Annotated in this window: 19 protein-coding genes and 1 tRNA gene; 4 read left to right on the forward strand and 16 right to left on the reverse strand. The window is 41.3% G+C overall.

Annotated features, from left to right (window positions below):
• Positions 1 to 18: 18 nt before the first annotated feature.
• Genes hisS through ndk form a run of 6 tightly spaced genes read right to left on the reverse strand, consistent with a single transcriptional unit; the run spans position 19 to position 5,606 of the window.
• A complete protein-coding gene (gene hisS / locus BM232_RS13265) occupies positions 19 to 1,275 on the reverse strand; it encodes a histidine--tRNA ligase (RefSeq protein WP_091715606.1) in 1,257 nt (418 codons plus the stop codon).
• A gap of 2 nt (positions 1,276 to 1,277) precedes the next feature.
• A complete protein-coding gene (gene ispG / locus BM232_RS13270; RefSeq protein ID WP_177207336.1) occupies positions 1,278 to 2,408 on the reverse strand; it encodes a flavodoxin-dependent (E)-4-hydroxy-3-methylbut-2-enyl-diphosphate synthase in 1,131 nt (376 codons plus the stop codon).
• A complete protein-coding gene (locus tag BM232_RS13275) occupies positions 2,405 to 3,301 on the reverse strand; it encodes a RodZ domain-containing protein (protein WP_091715609.1) in 897 nt (298 codons plus the stop codon). The genes ispG and BM232_RS13275 overlap by 4 nt, the downstream gene beginning before the upstream one ends.
• On the reverse strand, positions 3,301 to 4,068 hold the full coding sequence (pilW, locus tag BM232_RS13280) for a type IV pilus biogenesis/stability protein PilW (protein ID WP_091715612.1): 768 nt from the start codon (positions 4,066 to 4,068) through the stop codon (positions 3,301 to 3,303). The genes BM232_RS13275 and pilW overlap by 1 nt, the downstream gene beginning before the upstream one ends.
• On the reverse strand, positions 4,065 to 5,165 hold the full coding sequence (rlmN, locus tag BM232_RS13285) for a dual-specificity RNA methyltransferase RlmN (RefSeq protein ID WP_091715614.1): 1,101 nt from the start codon (positions 5,163 to 5,165) through the stop codon (positions 4,065 to 4,067). The genes pilW and rlmN overlap by 4 nt, the downstream gene beginning before the upstream one ends.
• 9 nt (positions 5,166 to 5,174) lie before the next feature.
• Complete coding sequence (ndk, locus tag BM232_RS13290) at positions 5,175 to 5,606, reverse strand: nucleoside-diphosphate kinase (protein ID WP_091715616.1); 432 nt, start codon at positions 5,604 to 5,606, stop codon at positions 5,175 to 5,177.
• A gap of 169 nt (positions 5,607 to 5,775) precedes the next feature.
• Here ndk and BM232_RS13295 point away from each other — a divergent pair, with 169 nt between their 5' ends.
• Positions 5,776 to 6,651, forward strand: a complete 876-nt coding sequence (locus BM232_RS13295; RefSeq protein ID WP_091715619.1) for an NAD(+) kinase — start codon at positions 5,776 to 5,778, stop codon at positions 6,649 to 6,651.
• Positions 6,645 to 8,318: a DNA repair protein RecN gene (gene recN, locus BM232_RS13300; protein WP_091715622.1), complete on the forward strand. Its 1,674-nt coding sequence runs from the start codon at positions 6,645 to 6,647 to the stop codon at positions 8,316 to 8,318. Before BM232_RS13295 ends, recN begins: the two co-directional genes overlap by 7 nt.
• Positions 8,319 to 8,325: 7 nt before the next feature.
• Here the strand turns inward: recN and fur are convergent, their stop codons facing one another.
• Positions 8,326 to 8,748: a ferric iron uptake transcriptional regulator gene (gene fur / locus BM232_RS13305; protein ID WP_091715625.1), complete on the reverse strand. Its 423-nt coding sequence runs from the start codon at positions 8,746 to 8,748 to the stop codon at positions 8,326 to 8,328.
• A gap of 78 nt (positions 8,749 to 8,826) precedes the next feature.
• Between fur and BM232_RS13310 the strand changes: the two genes are divergently transcribed.
• The gene (locus BM232_RS13310; RefSeq protein WP_091715628.1) at positions 8,827 to 9,366 is read left to right on the forward strand and encodes an outer membrane protein assembly factor BamE; all 540 of its coding nucleotides are present in this window, start codon (positions 8,827 to 8,829) and stop codon (positions 9,364 to 9,366) included.
• A 24-nt stretch (positions 9,367 to 9,390) separates the two neighbouring features.
• Here BM232_RS13310 and BM232_RS13315 read toward each other — a convergent pair whose 3' ends face one another.
• From BM232_RS13315 to BM232_RS13335, 5 genes are all read right to left on the reverse strand, one after another.
• A complete protein-coding gene (locus BM232_RS13315) occupies positions 9,391 to 10,020 on the reverse strand; it encodes a carbonic anhydrase (protein ID WP_091715631.1) in 630 nt (209 codons plus the stop codon).
• Positions 10,021 to 10,030: 10 nt separating this feature from the next.
• On the reverse strand, positions 10,031 to 10,669 hold the full coding sequence (locus BM232_RS13320; RefSeq protein ID WP_091715634.1) for an MBL fold metallo-hydrolase: 639 nt from the start codon (positions 10,667 to 10,669) through the stop codon (positions 10,031 to 10,033).
• A 51-nt stretch (positions 10,670 to 10,720) separates the two neighbouring features.
• Entirely contained in the window at positions 10,721 to 11,959 is a 1,239-nt protein-coding gene (locus BM232_RS13325) for a hypothetical protein (RefSeq protein ID WP_091715636.1), read from the reverse strand.
• 97 nt (positions 11,960 to 12,056) lie between these two features.
• A complete protein-coding gene (locus tag BM232_RS13330; protein ID WP_091715638.1) occupies positions 12,057 to 12,464 on the reverse strand; it encodes a hypothetical protein in 408 nt (135 codons plus the stop codon).
• Positions 12,465 to 12,534: 70 nt separating this feature from the next.
• Positions 12,535 to 14,925, reverse strand: coding sequence for a Lon protease family protein (locus BM232_RS13335; RefSeq protein ID WP_091715641.1), 2,391 nt, complete (start codon positions 14,923 to 14,925; stop codon positions 12,535 to 12,537).
• A gap of 77 nt (positions 14,926 to 15,002) precedes the next feature.
• Here BM232_RS13335 and BM232_RS13340 point away from each other — a divergent pair, with 77 nt between their 5' ends.
• The gene (locus BM232_RS13340; protein ID WP_091715643.1) at positions 15,003 to 15,311 is read left to right on the forward strand and encodes a PilZ domain-containing protein; all 309 of its coding nucleotides are present in this window, start codon (positions 15,003 to 15,005) and stop codon (positions 15,309 to 15,311) included.
• Positions 15,312 to 15,314: 3 nt separating this feature from the next.
• Here BM232_RS13340 and coq7 read toward each other — a convergent pair whose 3' ends face one another.
• The 4 genes from coq7 to BM232_RS13360 all read right to left on the reverse strand — a co-directional run bounded on the left by coq7 (position 15,315) and on the right by BM232_RS13360 (position 18,595).
• Complete coding sequence (coq7, locus tag BM232_RS13345) at positions 15,315 to 15,962, reverse strand: 2-polyprenyl-3-methyl-6-methoxy-1,4-benzoquinone monooxygenase (RefSeq protein WP_091715712.1); 648 nt, start codon at positions 15,960 to 15,962, stop codon at positions 15,315 to 15,317.
• Between the two features lie 19 nt (positions 15,963 to 15,981).
• Positions 15,982 to 17,040 (reverse strand): GGDEF domain-containing protein, encoded by a 1,059-nt coding sequence (locus tag BM232_RS13350; RefSeq protein WP_091715646.1) that lies wholly within the window; start codon positions 17,038 to 17,040, stop codon positions 15,982 to 15,984.
• Positions 17,041 to 17,189: 149 nt separating this feature from the next.
• Positions 17,190 to 18,137, reverse strand: a complete 948-nt coding sequence (locus BM232_RS13355; protein WP_091715649.1) for a chemotaxis protein — start codon at positions 18,135 to 18,137, stop codon at positions 17,190 to 17,192.
• A 371-nt stretch (positions 18,138 to 18,508) separates the two neighbouring features.
• Positions 18,509 to 18,595 (reverse strand) — tRNA-Leu (locus BM232_RS13360).
• Positions 18,596 to 18,601: the final 6 nt, after the last annotated feature.

Consider the following 18,601-nt stretch of genomic DNA (forward strand, 5'->3'; position numbering starts at 1 on the left):
TTCTTGTATTAGTTATAATTATTGACTGAGGAATGAAGGTAGTTCAGCCCATTTTATGGTCTGCTGCTCCCCTGTCGCCATGGTTTTAATACCGATTGTTTGGTTAGACACTTCCTCATCCCCCAAGATAAGTGTCCAACGAGCTCCACTTCGATCAGCGCGTTTGAATTGGCTTTTAAAACTACCACCACCGCAGTGGCTTATCAACCTTATGCCAGGCAGCTCATCACGCAAGCGTTCTGTTAATGACGCAGCCTGAGACATTGCTTGCTCACCCACGGCAACTAAATATGCATCGGTTGGTTTGATTTCAGGTAGAGCGTCTGTTGCTTCAAGCAAAGCCACAAGACGTTCTAAACCAATAGCAAAACCAATTGCCGTAGCACCTTTACCACCAAGCTGCGCTACCAAGCCATCATAACGCCCTCCTGCACAAACAGTACCTTGAGAGCCAAGCTGATCTGTCACCCATTCAAATACGGTTTTACCGTAATAATCCAAGCCTCTGACCAGTCTTGGATTGATTTCATAAGCAATGCCTACGCTATCAAGAATCTGACATAACTGCTCAAAATGCTGCTTAGATTCATCGTCCAGATAATCAATTAATTTAGGTGCTGCTTCATTAAGTGATTGCATCTCTGGGTTTTTACTATCCAGAATCCGTAAAGGGTTCGAATGTAAACGTCGCTGACTATCATCATCCAGTTCTGAATGATGCTGTTCAAAGTATGCAATTAGGACTTCACGGTAAGCTAAGCGTGCTTCAGTGCTGCCTAGAGAGTTTATCTGCAGTGTTACCCCTTTCAAGCCTAATGCTTTCCAGAGACGTGCTGTCAGCATAATCATCTCAGCATCAATATCCGGCCCTTCAAAGCCATAGGCTTCAACACCTAATTGATGGAACTGGCGATAACGACCTTTTTGAGGGCGTTCATGACGAAACATCGGTCCCATATACCAGAGTCGTTGCGTTTGGTTAAGTAAACCGTTTTCCATAGCTGCACGAACACATCCTGCTGTACCTTCTGGACGCAATGTCAAACTGTCGCCATTGCGGTCCTCAAAGGTATACATTTCTTTTTCGACGATATCGGTGACTTCACCGATTGAGCGCTTAAAAAGCTCTGTTTTTTCAACGATTGGAAAACGAATTTCTTGGTAACCATAACCAGCAAGCACATCTTTTAGAGTTGTTTCTATAACTTGCCAGTAAGGGGTTGCCTCAGGAAGAATATCGTTCATTCCCCTGATAGAGCGGATAATCTCTGCCACGTCTAACTAATATCCTTTATCGGTATTGTTTTAATATTACTTTTTTGTTGTTTTTGTATTTCAATACGTTTACGTATTTGTTGTTCTAATTCGTCGACCAATGCTTCATTTTCTACTTTGTGGTTTGGCTTTCCATCCACATAAAGCAAGTTTGGTGTACCACCCGTCAGGCCGATAGCAGCTTCTTTTGCTTCACCAGGGCCGTTAACGACACAGCCAATAACAGCGACATCCATTGGTTCGGTAATATCTTCAAGTCTGGCTTCAAGCGCATTAACTGTTGAAATCACATCAAACTGTTGACGTGAGCAGGAAGGACAAGCAATTAAATTCACGCCCTTACTACGGATGCGTAAGCTTTTCAGAATATCAAAGCCTACTTTAATTTCTTCCACTGGGTCTGCCGCAAGCGATACCCGAATAGTGTCACCAATCCCTTCTGATAAAAGCATACCCAAACCAATAGCTGACTTGACTGAACCGGAACGTAAACCACCAGCTTCGGTAATCCCAAGGTGCAGTGGCTGCTCAATCTGCTGGGCAAGTATTCTATAGGCATGCACCGTCATGAAAACATCAGACGCCTTGAGACTGACTTTAAAATCGGGATAGTTCAATCTATCCAGAATATCAATGTGTCTCAATGCTGACTCAACTAAAGCCTCAGGTGTTGGTTCACCGTACTTTTTCTGTAGCTCTTTTTCCAAAGACCCGGCATTCACACCGATACGAATAGGAATTCCATGATCACGCGCGCTATCTACAACAGCACGAACCCGCTCTTCACGGCCAATATTACCTGGATTAATTCGCAGACAATCGACACCAAGCTCAGCAACACGTAATGCAATTTTGTAATCGAAATGGATATCTGCGACAAGCGGGATAGAAACTTGTTGTTTAATTTTACCGAAGGCTTCTGCAGCATCCATGGTCGGTACAGAAACCCGCACAATATCAGCGCCGACTTTTTGTAACGCCTGAATTTGTGCCACAGTGGCAGCCACATCTGTCGTCTCAGTATTCGTCATACTTTGTACGGCAATAGGTGCATCACCACCAACAGCAACATTTCCGACCATGATCTGTCGGGATTTTCTACGCTGAATATTGACTGTCGTGTTTTCCATCATGACTGAGCTCCTAACGTCAGTTTTGCGACATTGCCCTGTGTATATGGCGCCAGATCAACTGGTTTACTGTTATAAGTCACATCAGCAAAATCTGCTTTACCCAATAAGATTTTCATCGGTAGTTCGCTTTTCAATTCAACAGATTGCTTCGCTTTCATTACTTGACTTAATAAAACATTCATTGCGGTATCAGTCACTTCAACCCAACAGTCACCGCTAAAAGACATTTTGAGGATATTTTGTTTAGCTTCTTCCGCTGGCTGCGACGTTGCAGTCGCCGTATCATTAATCTGAATATCCTCGGTAGAATCAATCGCATTGTTATCTGATTCTGATACCTCAGCAGCATCATTTTCAGGCAATAAATCTGATGATTCTGGCACCGACTCCTGAATAGTAATCGTCTCTTTATCAGCGGGTTTATCAAGCTCAGTTTTATCCGGTGATACCGAACCAACCTCGTCTACTTCATTTGACGATGATGTTTGACTAATTTGCCACTGTTGGTAAGCGGACCAAATGATAAAGACACCAACAAGCAAGAGAACAATCATCAACCATGGAAATGGTTTTTGCTCCACAGCTCCAAGAGTCTTAACTAGCCGTGGTTCGTTATCAATGAGTACATATTCATCATTGAAGACAGCAAGCATTTCTTCTTGGGGCAAGCCCAGAAATTTTACATAGCTGGCAGAATAGCCTCGAGCATATGTGCGTCCGTGAAGTCTATCCCATTGTTGGTTTTCGAGATAAATAATAATATCTCGTGTTAAACGAAGCTGTGTGGCCACTTCTGCTATGGATAATTTTTTATTTTCACGTGCCTGCTGAAGACGAGCCCCTAGACTTGGGGTATTCGAAGTCACTACAAAATCGTCATTCAAATCACTCATCACTCAACAAGCCCTTGGTTAACAATACGCATCTCATCCGAATCAGGAAAACGAGAACGCAAAATAAGTTTATAGCTAGATACAGCGTTTTTATCAGCTAATTTAGTTTCAGTTTTGATCCCCAATAAAAGGGCTTGTGGTGTCCAGTTTGCTGCTTTCTGAAACCGTTGAATATAGGCTCTGGCCTGTAAATAATTTTGTTGCTGGTAGCTGATGGAAGCCATTTGCAATAGAGACTTAGGTAGAGTCGGCACCATCTGTAGTGCTTTACGAAAGTATCCTTCCGCGCGCTGGGTTGCCCCACCTTTTTCTGTACATAAACCGGCATTTTCATAAGCAAAAGCAGCACTGGAATAAAGCGGGTTCTCTAACGCCTTTAAGAATCGTTTTTCCGCTTCATCGTAACGACCTTGCTGACACAAGAAAACACCATAGTTATTTTGTGCTTCCGAATAATCCGGCTCTTGCTTTACAGCTATTTCAAAATGCTTTTCAGCTTTATCATTTTCGCCTAAGCGCTGATAAAGAAGTGCGATAGTATTATGTGCACTGGGCAAATTAGGATTTTGCTTTAAAGCTTTTTCTAATTTTTCCAGAGCGATCTTGTAATCACCACGCTGCATGTAATTGAGACCCAGACGCATATTGATATCAGCAGCTTTTGCGTCTTTTGCTATATATTCATTTCTTGTTCCACCGGTGCTGTTGCAAGCAGTAAGAACAAAAAATGTCATCAATACTAAAACATGACTGATGCGATTACTCATCGATAAATCACAACCTTCTGGGCCTTCATGCGCTCACTTCGACGTGACTTATCCTGGACTTCACCAGCTAGCTGACCACAGGCAGCAACAATATCATCACCCCTTGTTTTTCTCACCGTAGCAACGAGACCTTGATCGATCAAATATTGCTGAAACCTGACAATTTGATTCCGCGAAGAACATTTGTAGTGTGTTCCCGGAAAAGGATTGAAAGGAATTAAATTAATCTTATTAGGTAAGCCTTTTAAAATTCGAACTAAATCTTTTGCATCCTGGATAGAATCATTAATACCATCCAACATCACATATTCGACGGTAATATGACGTCGTTGCTGACCGACAACATACCGTTTACAAGCGGCCAATAATTCAGCGATGGGATACTTCTGGTTAATCGGAACAATTTGACTTCTTAACTCATCGTTAGCGGCGTGAAGTGAAATGGCCAAACTAACATGACAATCTTCGCGAAGCTTATCAATCATTGGCACTATTCCAGAGGTACTCAGCGTAAGCCTTCGCCATGATATGCCGTAGCCAAAATCATCACGCATTAAGTTCATCGCGGTAACGACATTATTGTAATTCGCGAGAGGCTCGCCCATTCCCATCATCACCACATTGGTGACAACACGATTACCTTTGGGATCTTTACCTAAAGCTTCATTGGCAATCCATAGTTGAGCAATAATTTCTGCTGCATCCAGATTGCGATTAAAGCCTTGCTGTGCAGTTGAGCAGAATGTACAGGTGAGTGCACACCCAACTTGAGAAGACACACATAAAGTGCCTCTTCCGCCTTCAGGAATAAACACTGTCTCAATAGCGTTTCCACATGATAGCTTGATAATCCACTTACGCGTGCCATCTTGAGAAATGTGTTCATGCATGACTTCTGGTAGCTTGATTTCCGCTACTGTCTGTAACTTTTCTCTTAAAACTTTACTCAGATTACTCATCTCAGCAAAATCGGTGATCCGATATTTATGGATCCACTGTAAAAGCTGACGAGCACGGAAAGGTTTTTCGTCGAGCTCGACGAAAAACGCTTCCAGACCATTCAGATCTAATCCAAGAAGATTCGTGCGTTCAGTCATAAAATGCTCTTATCGTGTACGTGCGCAGACTTCATCATCAGAGAAGAAGTAAGACACTTCACGCGCTGCACTTTCAACAGAGTCGGATCCATGTACAGCGTTTTCATCAATGCTTTGCGCGAAATCAGCACGAATCGTACCTGCAGCAGCTTCAGCTGGGTTTGTTGCACCCATCAAATCACGGTGTGTTAAAACCGCATTTTCACCTTCTAATACCTGAACGATAACTGGTCCAGAAGTCATGAAGCTAACCAGATCTTTAAAGAAAGGACGTTCTTTGTGCTCAGCGTAAAAGCCTTCTGCTTTTTCTTGTGACAGGTGCATCATTTTTGCAGCCACAATTTTTAAGCCCGCTTTTTCAAAGCGAGTGTAGATTTCACCGATGATATTTTTTGCAACAGCATCAGGTTTGATGATAGAAAGAGTGCGTTCAATCGCCATGTTATTCCTCTATATTTAATTTGAGTCAAGAAAATCTTGATATTCTAGCATTTCTCAGCCATCTAATATCAATGTTATGAAACAAATCACGTTAAATCTGTTTTTACTTTGGATTTTATGGCAAAAGCATTACTATCAGATGACCATTTAGTAACCATAGGAAGCCATTTTGACTACCCAATCTGCATTTAAGCGCATCGGACTTTTTATTCGTAAAGACGACCCTGTTATGGAAAATGCGGTTGAGCAGGTAAACGAATTTCTAGCGACACGTGATTTAACGGTCGTGTGTAACGAACCCCTATCATTTTTACCGTCACTGGATGTCATTTCAATTAAAGAATTCAAAACCCATTGTGACCTGACAATCGCCATTGGTGGTGATGGCACTCTGCTCTCTGCATCACGAGCATTGGCAGGTACAAATATGCCTGTGGTTGGTATTAATGTTGGTAGATTGGGTTTTCTGGCTGATGTCACATTGACGAATTTATCGCACCAACTCGACGCGATTCTTTGCGGACACTATCGTGACGATAGCCGTTTTTTACTCAATGCAACAATAAAAGACTCTACAAAAGCGCCAAGTATTGCGATGAATGATGTCGTCATCCATTCTCATCAGAATTTACATATGATTGAGTTTGAAACCCATATCAATGGCCGTTTTCTCAATAGTCAGCGTGCAGATGGGATTGTTGTCTCTACACCTACAGGTTCAACCGCCTACGCAATGTCTGCAGGTGGACCTATCCTTGATGTTGATCTGGATGTCGTCGTTTTAGCTTCAGTCTGCCCACACACATTAAGCAATCGCCCTTTAGTCATTTCTGCCAATAATGTGATTGAAATTACATTAAGCGAAAATAATATCACCACAGCCATGGTGACTTGCGACGGGCGTCCTGGACTGGTTTTACAACCAGGGCAGACAGTTCGCATCGAAAAACATGAAAGTCGAATCAGACTATTGCATCTTGAAGATCACGACCATTATTCTATTCTCCGCGCCAAACTGGAATGGGGAAGAAAGTTGACATGTTAATCAGTCTGACTGTTAGGAATTTAGCCGTTGTAGAAGATCTCGCTCTGACATTTGAACCAGGCATGACATCGCTGACGGGTGAAACTGGTGCGGGTAAATCAATGTTGGTTGATGCACTGAGTCTGGTACTTGGTGATCGTGCAGATTCAAATATGATTCGACATGGTGCTGAGCGGGCTGAAATCGAAGCTGATTTTAATTTAGACAATAATACCACCCTGGCAAAATGGTTAAAAGAGAATGAGTTAGACGAAGATGAACAATGTCATTTACGTCGTACCATAAGTCGTGATGGTCGTTCAAAAGGCTATATAAATGGCCGTACAGTTCCTCTCGCCCTACTGAAAGAAGTCAGTGAGCGCAGTATCGATATTCATGGTCAACATGCACATCAATCGTTAATACGTCCACAAACCCAACGTGAAATATTAGATATTGTCGCGGACAACAAAACCTTACTAAATGAGTTAAAAACGGCTTATCGTGACTGGTCATCCTCACAGCAACAACTTGAGCTGCTGCAAAGTCAGGCCGATGAACAAAAGGCAAAACAAGAATTACTACAGTATCAGGTCTCTGAGCTGGAAAACTTTCAGCTAACAGAAGCGCATATTCAACATCTTCTTCAACAGCAAAGCCAGCTTGCTAATGCCTCTGAATTAACTCGTGTGGCCGAAGCAGGCTTGCATCGTATTTTTGATGAAGAACAAGTAGCAGCCTACGATATCATCAACCACACCTTAAATGAGCTTGAAAAACTCCAACATTTTGAGCCACGCTTTGCCAGCGCTGTTGAAACCCTTAATGCCGCGATTATCAACCTTGATGAAACTGCAAATGAGTTACGACATTACCTCGACCATATCGATCTCGATCCGGCTCGTTTGAATGCTATCGAAGATGAATTGTCACAACTTCACGATATTGCACGTAAACATCATGTTGAAGTCGAACAACTACCCGCACTTTATGAAGAGTTAAGTGCAGAGTTTGAAAGACTATCCAATAGCGAAGTTCATCTCGCTGAACTGCAGAAAGCGTTATCGACTAAAGAAGCCAATTGCCTCGCATTAAGCCGTAAGATACACGAGAAAAGAATCAAAACAGCTAAACCATTAGCAAAACAAATCTCGGCCTCTATCAAACAACTGGCGATTCCTTCTGGTGAAATAGATATCGAAGTCACAGCTAATGAAAATGAAAAGTTTTCAGAACATGGGATGGACAATGTACGGATCTTAGTGAGAACAAATCCGGGACAACCGTCAGGTGAGCTGGCAAAAGTGGCATCTGGTGGCGAACTCGCACGGATCAGTCTGGCGATTCAAGTGGTCACAGCAGGAAAACGTACTGTACCCACCTTAATTTTTGATGAAGTTGATGTAGGTATTGGCGGAAGCGTGGCAGAAGTCGTCGGACAACATTTAAGAAAACTGGCAACGACGCAGCAAGTCATTTGTATTACTCATTTACCTCAAGTCGCCGCGCAAGCACATCATCAGCTACAAGTGAATAAGAAACATTTAGATGACAGCACTCATATTGTTGTTGATAAGCTCGACAGACAACAGCGCATTGAAGAAATTGCCAGAATGCTAGGCGGTGTGAACCTGACCCAAAAAACACGCTCTCATGCAGAGGAAATGTTAGATCAGGCTCAACAATAAAAAATCCCTAGCTCTGTTGCTCTTTTTGACATAGACGACAAATGCCATAGATGTATAAACTATGATCCGTCATCTCAAATCCTTTTTCTTTAGCAATAGTTTGTTGACGTTGCTCAATCACTTCATCAACAAACTCTTCAATGCGATTGCAGCGAACACATAAAAGATGGTCGTGATGGCTGCCATCTTGCAGCTCAAATACGGCATGACCACCTTCAATACTTAATTTTGAAACTAAGCCAGCACCTTCAAATTGTGTCAGCACACGATAGACTGTGGCTAAGCCAATTTCTTCCCCCATATCCAGCAATGCCTTATAGACATCTTCCGCACTCATGTGACGTAGTTCAGATGTTTCCAGAATTTCCAAAACTTTTAGTCTTGGCAGCGTCACTTTTAATCCAGCTTTTCGTAAATCTTGTCTTTCCATTATTATTGTTGCCTCGTAGAAATGCTGCGAATAGAGTATCATCGCAGATTGGTAATTAACTACAGAAATTAATACTAAATGAAAAGCTCCGTTGTTTACAGCCTTTCCTTGGCAGTTCTTTTATCATTGTCAGCTTGTAGCACTGATAAAATTCCCGGTGTTTACCGCATCGACATACAGCAAGGTAATGATGTTACTCAAGAAATGCTCAATCAACTTGAGCCAGGCATGACAAAAAATCAAGTGGCTTATGTCATGGGAACCCCATTACTTATTGATACTTTTAACCCTGATCGTTGGGACTATATTTATAGTTACCAGCCTGGCGGCGGTGAGCGAGAACAGCGCAGAATAACTCTTCATTTTGACGATACAGATAAACTGACGCGTATTGATGGTGATATCCGGACTGTAGCAAAAGCCGACTTACCGCAAGTGGAACGTCAGGATAAAAATGTTATTGTTCCTCTCACTGAGAAAAAATCAGGACTTTTTTCTAAACTGAAAAGCTTGATAGGTATCGGCGACGATGATGAAGATGTAGAAGTTATCGAAGGAACAAATCCACCGAAACCAGAGATTGATCAACAACAGGTTCCTGATACAGATATTCAATAAAAAAAGGCGCCTTAGGCGCCTTTTTTATATCGGCTTTTCAAAGTCATCCGTCGCCGGGTTGTAGCACATTAACTCCCCTTTATCGAGGTCAAAATACCAGCCGTGTAATCTGAGAGTGCCTGCCTCAACGCGTTCTTTAATGCACTGGAAGGTCATCAGGTTTTGTAAAGAAACAAGTACCGCACGTTGTTCACATATTTTTAACTGAACACTTTCGTGTTCATGTTTATGATTCACTTTCACCCAATCTTTTGCACTTTGGGCAATTGATACCCAGCGGTGAATAAATTTCGAATCTTCTACACCTTCGCTTTGCCACAATGCGCGAATCCCACCACAATTACCATGGCCCATCACAACAATACTTTCAACCTTAAGCGCGTTGACCGCAAATTCTAAAGCCGAACTGGTTCCGTGATGATTATTATCTGTTTCGCATGGCGGTACTAAATTCGCAACATTTCTTACCGTAAAAATATCGCCAGGATCGCAATCCGTCAAAATAGCGGGGTCAACACGTGAATCACAACAAGCAATCATAAGTATTTTAGTCGGTTGCCCTGTTTTCATACTGTCATAGAGCGCTTTATCATCACCAAAATACGTTTTTTTAAATCGAGAAAAACCCTCTAATAATTTATAAGTTGTTGGCATGTTATGTTTGTTATCTCAAAAATTGTAAAAAGGGGTTATGGCGTTTCTCTTCAGCTAAGGTGGTGGTTTGCCCATGACCTGAATGGACAATTAAGGAATCCGGTAAAGTAAGTAGCTTTTTCAAGCTCTGTTGCATCACTTCAGCATTACCCATTGGTAAATCTGTTCTCCCAACACTCCCAGCAAACAAGGTATCACCTACAAAGATATCACTGTCCGTATAGTAACAACCTTGTCCGGGTGTATGTCCCGGTGTCGATATAAATCTTAGCGTCGTTTCACCTAAGTTTATAACATCACCATCATCAACTAAACGATCTATTCTACCGCATGGGCGATTCATATGAGGAGCGCCGAACCAGTCACCTTGTTGCGGCAAGGTTTCAAAGAGGATTTTTTCTAGTCTGGGAAGATATGTTTCAGCATCAAAGTGATTCTGAATTTGTACTAGGGAACCTGCATGATCGAGATGGCCATGGGTGAGTAAAATTTTTGTCAGATTAAACTGCTCACGTCTCTCATTAAGGTAGTCAGCAAGTTCATGTGTCTCGCCGGTATCAATAATCGCAGCTTCATTTGTTGCTTCATCAATGATCAAATAAGTATTCACAAAAAAGGCGCCAACGGTGATACATTCGATTTTTAACATCTAAAATCCATCACCGTTAACGCCTTTACAATAGAGAGTTATCTCTACTTCTTACTTATCCCACTTTTTCCTTGTTTCACGTGCAGTAATCATATTCTGCTTGAACCAGTCAGTTTTCACTTTCTGAGTTCTTGCCAGGTCGAGATTTGCCTCATACCATTTTTGCTTGATATCCGCATGTGGGTCAGGATGCATATTCGCTTCATACCATTTGCTATGGCTGATACGCGCTTTCTGCAAATTAGCCTCATACCATTTTTTGTGTGTTTCAGTTGTTAGCTCATCACTGATTTCATACCAATGTTTTTCTGTTGGTGTGTTATCAAGATTGGCTTCATACCATTTGATACGTTTTTCACGCGCTTGTTTTAAGTTCGCTTCACGGAATGCTAACTTCCATTCAGTATCATTGGCTTCTTTAAAGTCATACCAATGAGCATGCGTTGGCTTATTATCATTCGCTTCATACCAACGATTACGCTCAGCACGAACAGCAGCCACAGCTGATTTCAGATTAGCTTCGTACCATTTATTTTTAGTATGAATATGCGCAGCAATATTAGCTTCATACCATGGTGTATCAGTCACCTTTGCTGGTCGCTGATTGGCTTCATACCACTTCTGGTTTTCTCTCGCGATAGCGGCGTTTTCTGCAAACCATTTTGATTTGATTTGGCGTGTACGAATCAAACTCAAATTAGACTCATACCAACGTTTCTTAACTTCAGCATGTGGATCTGGGTGAACATTCGCTTCATACCACTTGCTGCGATTAATACGAGCTGCTTGTAGATTCGCTTCATACCATTTCTTTTTAGTGTCTGAATATTTTTCATCACTAAACTCGTACCAATGTTTTTCAGTTGGTGTGTTATCAAGATTAGCTTCATACCATTTGATACGCTTTTGACGAGCCTGATCAAGGTTCACGCGCATCCATGCTTTTTTCACATCACTGTACATTTCTTCACTGAAATGCTGCCAACGCTTTTCAACATCAGATTGGCTTTTATTTGCTTCATACCATTTACGCGTGGCACGAACTGATTTAACTGCCTGCTGGAGGTTGGCTGCATACCATTTGTTTTTTGTTTCAAGATGCTCAACCAGGTTTGCTTTGTACCATGGAATCTCAACATCTTTTGCGGGACGTTTATTGGCGTTATACCAAGGCTTTGCAATATTGATAGAGGGTTTCAGGTTAGCCTCATACCATTTGCTTCTAGACTCTCTCGCGGTCTTAAGATTAGCTTCGTACCACTTTGCTTTAATTTCAAACGTGCTAGTCATATTTCTTACCTCTGCTGGGCATTTAAGTATTTTGATAGTACATGACTTTTAATCAAGTTCACAACAAAATCAGTATGATATTTGATTAAGATCAGTTTTATTCGTAACAATGTTTTTCAGCTTTTATACGCTGCAAAGCTGAAATCTGTTGCTCTACTTGTAGTTGTCGTCTGTCTTCTTTCTCTTCAACCAGAGCAGAATACCCTAAATACCCTATTCCTAACCAGCCTTGCACAATAGGAATATTATCAAACATGATAAGTGCGGTAGCCGCCTTATTGGCATCATCTTTGTAAAAGCTTGGTTTATAGCTATATCGATATGGATGTAATTGGTTAATTGCCTTATCTACCTGATAACAACTCATTTCCTGCATCTTTTGATCTGCCTTCACTACTGGAGGATCAAAATAAATAGGCTCAGAAGGCACGGGAGGCAACGTCAAAGCATTGGCATTAGATGCAAGCATAAAAATAAAACTAAAAAAAATACTCGACCTTTGCATATACATACTCCGTAAAAACCTGATTCATGTTCGGGTTATCGTCATTGGCATCAAAGTCTTCAATAACAATTTATTCCGCTGATGACTCTTTATCATTACGGTTGTGATCACCCCATTTCTGTATTTGTGCCATCACATGAGCATTGAATGTGTTTTCTGGAAATCCTGTTTCTTGAACATATTCACCTGCATCCATTCCTGATAATAATGCTAATGCCTGATTAACATGACCTATACCGTAAATATGAAATTTACCAGCCTCTACAGCCTGGATAACATCATCACGTAACATTAAATGCTGTACGTTTGTGGCCGGAATAATAACGCCCTGCTCACCTGTTAATTCGGTCAGACGACAGATATCAAAAAAGCCTTCAATCTTTTCATTAACTCCACCAATTGCCTGTACTTGTCCCATCTGATTCATTGAACCAGTGATGGCAATAGATTGCTTCATCGGAATATTAGCGATGGAAGATAACAAAGCACAAAGCTCGGCCACAGTCGCACTATCACCATCGACTTCACCATAGTTTTGTTCAAAAACAATACTTGCTGACATCGATAATGGGTTGTCAGAGGCATACGTTCGTCCAAGATAACCGCTTAGAATCAACACACCCTTGGAATGAATGTCCCCACCTAAATCGACTTCTCGCTCTATATCAATAATATTGTCATCACCATAGCGTGCTGAAACAGTCACTCGTGAGGGTTGCCCGAAGCTGAATCCACCAATCCCAAGCACGGATAGTGCGTTTATCTGGCCAATCACTGAACCTGACGTTGCAATATCTATAATATTTCGTTCTATTTGCTGATAAATCTGGCTTCGTAAACGGTCAAGTCTTTGCTCTCTTAACTTAATAGCACTTTGAACATTATCCCGGTTGACCATTTGGCTCTTTTGCTGTTTCGCCAGAAAGGAAGCCTCTCGTAATAAATCAGCCATACTCCCCATATGCAGAGATATTTTCTGGCTATCTTCAATCGTCCTGGCACTATGCTCAATCACCTTGGCAATCGCATGTTTATCAAAATCAATTAATTTGTACTTTTCAATTGTGCTTGCCATCATTTGAGCAAATAAGGTGTCATTTTCAACACTGCGCGGCATTTCATCTTCAAAATCAGCCACCACTTTAAACAAGCCAGCAAACTCTGGATCCATTTCATACAACAGGTAATACAGCTCTCTATCGCCCAGTAAAACGACTTTTAAATCTAAAGGGATAGGCTCAGGATCCAGTGACACCGTCGCCACCAAGCTATAGATTTGCTCTAACGCGTCAAACCTGACCTCACGCGATTTTAATGCACGTTTCAGTCCTTCCCAACCGTATGGCTGCATAAGCAGTTGCTCAGCATCGATGATCAAAAAGCCTCCATTGGCTTTGTGAAGCGCTCCAGCTTTGATGAGAGTAAAGTCTGTTACCAGCGCGCCCATCATCGCCATATTTTCAATACAACCCAGTAAAGTTTGATGGTTGGGTAGGTTTTCATAAACAATAGGAGCACCATGCTTCTGACTATTATCAACGACTAAGTTGATTTGATAGCGTTTATGAATATTAATGTCTGAGATAGTATCTTCTGCTGATTGTTCTTCTTTTAAAAACGCATCCACATTGCTGCGAATATCTTTTAGCATGGCATCAAAATACTGCTGTAACTTGCTTGAATTAGGGTAAGCGTGCTTGAGTTTATTCACTTGTTTGCTGATAACTTCGAGTGCTACCTCATCATTTAGTGCCTGAAGCTGCTTGGCATTATTTCTTTCCCACTCTCTTAGTTCTAATAAAGTGTGCTGCAGTTCCTCATGTAAATCAGCAATGGCATTCTCGGTTTCTTCTTGTTGCGCAGCGGGTAATTGCTCAAACTCTTCAGAGGTCATAGCCTCGCCATTATGCTGAGCAGCAAAAGCATAATGACCATCTTGTAACCTCAATAAAACAACGCCTTTACGATCAGCCTCTTTTTGTAATACACCAAACAATCTAACCCTGTGCTTTCGAGTTGCTTCATCAAGACTTCTTAATCTTCCCCGATAATATTCATCATCAAATGCTTGAGGTAACTCATCTTTCAAATCATCAATCACATCCTCAATATCCTGACGTAATTGTTTGCCTTGTCCTGCGGGTAAACTGACGGCATAAGGTCTTTGTGAATCACTGAAATTATTGAGATAAGCCCAATCTTTCGCCGTTGGAAGATGCTCAACATGCTGCTCGAGATAGCGTCGCGTTAAGGTATACTTTCCTGCGCCAGCTGGTCCCATCACAAACAGGTTGTAACCATCTGCATCGATATGACTGCCAAACTCGATAGCGCTTATTGCGCGTTGTTGACCAATGACTTCATTCGTCGCCTTTAGATCAGCGGTAGAAGAAAAAGTCCATTGCTCTGGCATACAATGATGATATAAATCACTGACTTGTAATTTTGTGCTCTCAGGCATAGTTTTCTCGATTTGAATAAGTTACTTTAAGCTTAAGTCGACTGAATAATATAGACAATATATGAAGGGAGAATCAGATGTCACCAAATGATTATGATGAAAAACGAGCATATCATCGGATGAAAGTGAATACGCCAATTACATTTTCCCTCAATGACAACACACAAATAACGCATCAAGGCATCAGTAAAAATCTCAGTGCAAGTGGCTTACTTATCCAATCAGAGTTTTCACCGGCTGAAAATGACAAAATAGAGATTGTGATGGACACAGGTAATGACCGGTTCTCACCATTTATTATTCAGGGACGTGTACTAAGAGTAGAGTCTGAGGCCGAATCATCAGGACATTATCTGATTTCTATTTTAATAGAACAGAGTCAGTAGAATTTATATCCAGTAACTTGTTTTCGTCATCACCTTGGACGTGATGGCCATCAGTATTTTAACCGGCGTTGGCAGCTCAGCACCACCAGCATTCAAAGCCGTTGTTCTATGATGCAGCTCATCGTCACGCATTTGCTCAAGGACAGCACGACTTTTAACATCATGAGAGCTGATTTTTTCTAAATGTTCATCCAAATGTTTGACGACTTGTTTTTCTGTTTCAGCAACAAATCCTAAACTCCATTTATCACCGATCTTGCCTGCTACTGCTCCTATAGCAAAAGAGCTTATATACCAGAAAGGATTTAGAACGCTACGATGAGAAGACAGTGATTTGAGACGATCCTCACACCAAACCAGATGATCATTTTCTTCCAGTGCAGCTTGTTCCATAGCTTGACGCACTTCAGGTAGCTTCGCCGTTAACGCTTGCCCCTGATACAAAGCTTGTGCAGAAACCTCACCAGAGTGGTTAACTCTCATCAACCCAGCTGACTGTCTTTGCTCGACAGATGTTAAAGCTGAGTCCTCAATGAGTTCGCTGCCTGGTACTTGACGTTGAGTCGTCTCTGGCTGTCCGACTACAGTCGTGATGGCTTTATCTAATTCAACAATAACCCGATCAGAAAAACTCAACTGTCTTAATTTCAACCTAACAACTCCCCTGACATTAAAATAACTCAATATCACCATGTACAACTTGAGATACTTGCTTAACCTTTCCTTCACTCAGTAAGCGACTGTAACTATGTACCTGGTTTCTACCATTACCTTTTGCATAATAGAGCGCTTCGTCCGCCTCCCCAATAACATCTGCAGGCGATGGCTGGGAAGAGACTTCAACAAAACCAATGCTTATTGTTACTTGTTTTATCTGAGGAAAGTCGTGAGTTGCAACCATTTCTCGGATGCGCTCAAACGTCCTCATTGCATCTTCTTCATTCGGTGCTTTCAGAACAACTACGAACTCTTCACCACCATAACGATAAACCAGATCATCATCTCTAATAACACCAGAGGTCATTAATCGAGCAACAAGAATGATGACTTCATCACCGTATAAATGACCAAAATTGTCATTAATGGTTTTAAAGTTATCAATATCAATCACACCCAACCAATATTTGACTGCAAAAGTACGACGGCGGGAATCATTAGGAGATGACATCTCCTCATTAAAATGGGGAGCTTGGCGTACCAAAACTTTGGTAATTTCATCATCTAATGTTTCGCGGTTATATAAACCCGTTAATTTATCTTTCTGTGTTTTTTCAATCAGGACAAGATAATTAGAATAGACTCGAAGTAAACCATAAATTAATCTTTGGTCACCATTTGATGGTACCAGATCGGTTGATATCAATAAGACGGCAAAAATAGCGCCATGAGCATCAAATGCAGGATAAATAACATTCCACTTACCTTCATCATTTGAGATTAACTCAACATCTGCATTATTAATGGCTCGAAAAATGGCTTCACTAAGCTCGGATGGCTCGGTTATCAGGCGTGGATTTTCTTGGCTCGATACGATGACACTATTCACACAAAAAGCTAATAAACTTAGCTCATGACTGCCTCGGTGTTCTCTTACGCGAAACAATCTGATGTCTTGAGAAGGAAAAATCTCATTAAGTGTTTTTAGAAGGCTTTTTTCTAGAACGTGGCGATCATGATAGCTCGTAATCTCTGCAAGATTATCTATAATCCTTATACTGTTATGATTCATTGCCACATGCCTTGTATGCTCATGAATTAAGTGATCGATGTTGCAGTATCACTTAATATTAGTATGGGAATCCCCTACCCAATCGCACAACATATACTTTTTTTATTATTAAATCAATGGTTATGCCTTGATTTAAAAGACTTTAGGCTCTAATGTTCCAGATACTTAAATAGTGTATCCGCCAGATCTCTTGGCTGAAACTTGGACACATAGTCATCAGCACCTGCACCCACGCCCATTGCTTTATTTGCTTTAGCCGTCAACGATGAATGCATGATGACGGGTAAATTAACCATCCGTGGATCAGATTTAATTTTCTGTGTCAGAACATAACCATCCATTTCAGGCATCTCAACATCGGTCAAGACCATCTGAATTTCTGAGGTTATATCGCGTCCTTCCTGTTCACATTGGGCAGCGATCTTGTTTAGCATTTTCCATGCTTCTGCACCATTAACAGTGCCGATATGCTCAACCCCCATAACATCAAGTGTTTTGGTAATCTGTTTACGTGCGATGTTCGAGTCATCAGCAAAAAGTAAACGATAATGGCCTTTTTTATCGACCTGTCTTATACCATCAAACACATTGTCGTCATAAAAGTCACCAGCATCAGCCAGCACTTTTTCAACATCCATAATCATAACGAGTCGTTTATCATTTAACTCTGCGACAGCCGTCACCAATCCGCCCATGCGTTGAGAGATAAGTTGAGGCGGCTCTTTAACTTGCTCCCAATTAAGCCTTTGAATCGTATCTACTGAACTGACTAAGAATCCCTGAACATGCGTGTTATATTCAGTAATCATCAAAATACGTGGCTTATCTTTAGATCTGAGTTTGCAAAACTTCTGCAAGTTGATGATAGGCACCATATCGCCACGTAAACTAACAAAGCCCTCTACCCCGTCAGGCATTTCCGGTGCTGTTGTTATCTCAGGAATATTCAACACTTCCCTGACTTTAAAAACGTTGATACCAAACAGTTCATTTCTTCCTGTTTCATCACTTGTCCCCAGACTGAACAACAACACCTCAAGGTGATTTGTACCAGCTAGCTTGGTGCGCTCGTCGATGGAATCAATAAATGTGGCCATATGAATTCTCGCAAAACTTCAGATAAATTAACGTGAATATGTCTAAAAATAATAGCGGACATTAGCACGAAAGCTTGAGCAGAGTTAGCCACAATATCTGAAAAATTATCAGACGTGTTAACAAGCCTCAATTAAATCATGAAGTTATCTTAGCTGCCAGAGAAAAATTATTCATATCGAGAAGTCATTTTTTACTGATGCCAAAGAGCGTGCGTGGAAATAAAAAATGATCAATCAGAATTGAGTAGCAGTAAAATTCGATGATTGTTAGAGTAGGATACTGAAGTCGTTTAAAGATTGTTCAATAATGACTTTAGAAATAGAATACAATTGAAAATCGAGACATATACAGCAAAAGAATGCTGTCGGAATGGTGCCCAGGGGGAGACTCGAACTCCCACGTACATAAGTACACTAGCACCTGAAGCTAGCGCGTCTACCAATTCCGCCACCTGGGCAACAGA

Origin of the sequence: Methylophaga sulfidovorans (genome assembly GCF_900114205.1) — a bacterium.
In the GTDB taxonomy this organism is placed as follows: Bacteria; Pseudomonadota; Gammaproteobacteria; order Nitrosococcales; family Methylophagaceae; genus Methylophaga; species Methylophaga sulfidovorans.

Bases quoted from the DNA above. Each gene is read 5' to 3' on its own strand.
- ispG (WP_177207336.1), bottom strand. From the start codon at position 2,408: ATGATGGAAAACACGACAGTCAATATTCAGCGTAGAAAATCCCGACAG.
- BM232_RS13275 (WP_091715609.1), bottom strand. From the start codon at position 3,301: ATGAGTGATTTGAATGACGATTTTGTAGTGACTTCGAATACCCCAAGT.
- pilW (WP_091715612.1), bottom strand. From the start codon at position 4,068: ATGAGTAATCGCATCAGTCATGTTTTAGTATTGATGACATTTTTTGTT.
- rlmN (WP_091715614.1), bottom strand. From the start codon at position 5,165: ATGACTGAACGCACGAATCTTCTTGGATTAGATCTGAATGGTCTGGAA.
- ndk (WP_091715616.1), bottom strand. From the start codon at position 5,606: ATGGCGATTGAACGCACTCTTTCTATCATCAAACCTGATGCTGTTGCA.
- recN (WP_091715622.1), top strand. From the start codon at position 6,645: ATGTTAATCAGTCTGACTGTTAGGAATTTAGCCGTTGTAGAAGATCTC.
- fur (WP_091715625.1), bottom strand. From the start codon at position 8,748: ATGGAAAGACAAGATTTACGAAAAGCTGGATTAAAAGTGACGCTGCCA.
- BM232_RS13310 (WP_091715628.1), top strand. From the start codon at position 8,827: ATGAAAAGCTCCGTTGTTTACAGCCTTTCCTTGGCAGTTCTTTTATCA.
- BM232_RS13315 (WP_091715631.1), bottom strand. From the start codon at position 10,020: ATGCCAACAACTTATAAATTATTAGAGGGTTTTTCTCGATTTAAAAAA.
- BM232_RS13320 (WP_091715634.1), bottom strand. From the start codon at position 10,669: ATGTTAAAAATCGAATGTATCACCGTTGGCGCCTTTTTTGTGAATACT.
- BM232_RS13325 (WP_091715636.1), bottom strand. From the start codon at position 11,959: ATGACTAGCACGTTTGAAATTAAAGCAAAGTGGTACGAAGCTAATCTT.
- BM232_RS13330 (WP_091715638.1), bottom strand. From the start codon at position 12,464: ATGCAAAGGTCGAGTATTTTTTTTAGTTTTATTTTTATGCTTGCATCT.
- BM232_RS13335 (WP_091715641.1), bottom strand. From the start codon at position 14,925: ATGCCTGAGAGCACAAAATTACAAGTCAGTGATTTATATCATCATTGT.
- BM232_RS13340 (WP_091715643.1), top strand. From the start codon at position 15,003: ATGTCACCAAATGATTATGATGAAAAACGAGCATATCATCGGATGAAA.
- BM232_RS13350 (WP_091715646.1), bottom strand. From the start codon at position 17,040: ATGAATCATAACAGTATAAGGATTATAGATAATCTTGCAGAGATTACG.
- BM232_RS13355 (WP_091715649.1), bottom strand. From the start codon at position 18,137: ATGGCCACATTTATTGATTCCATCGACGAGCGCACCAAGCTAGCTGGT.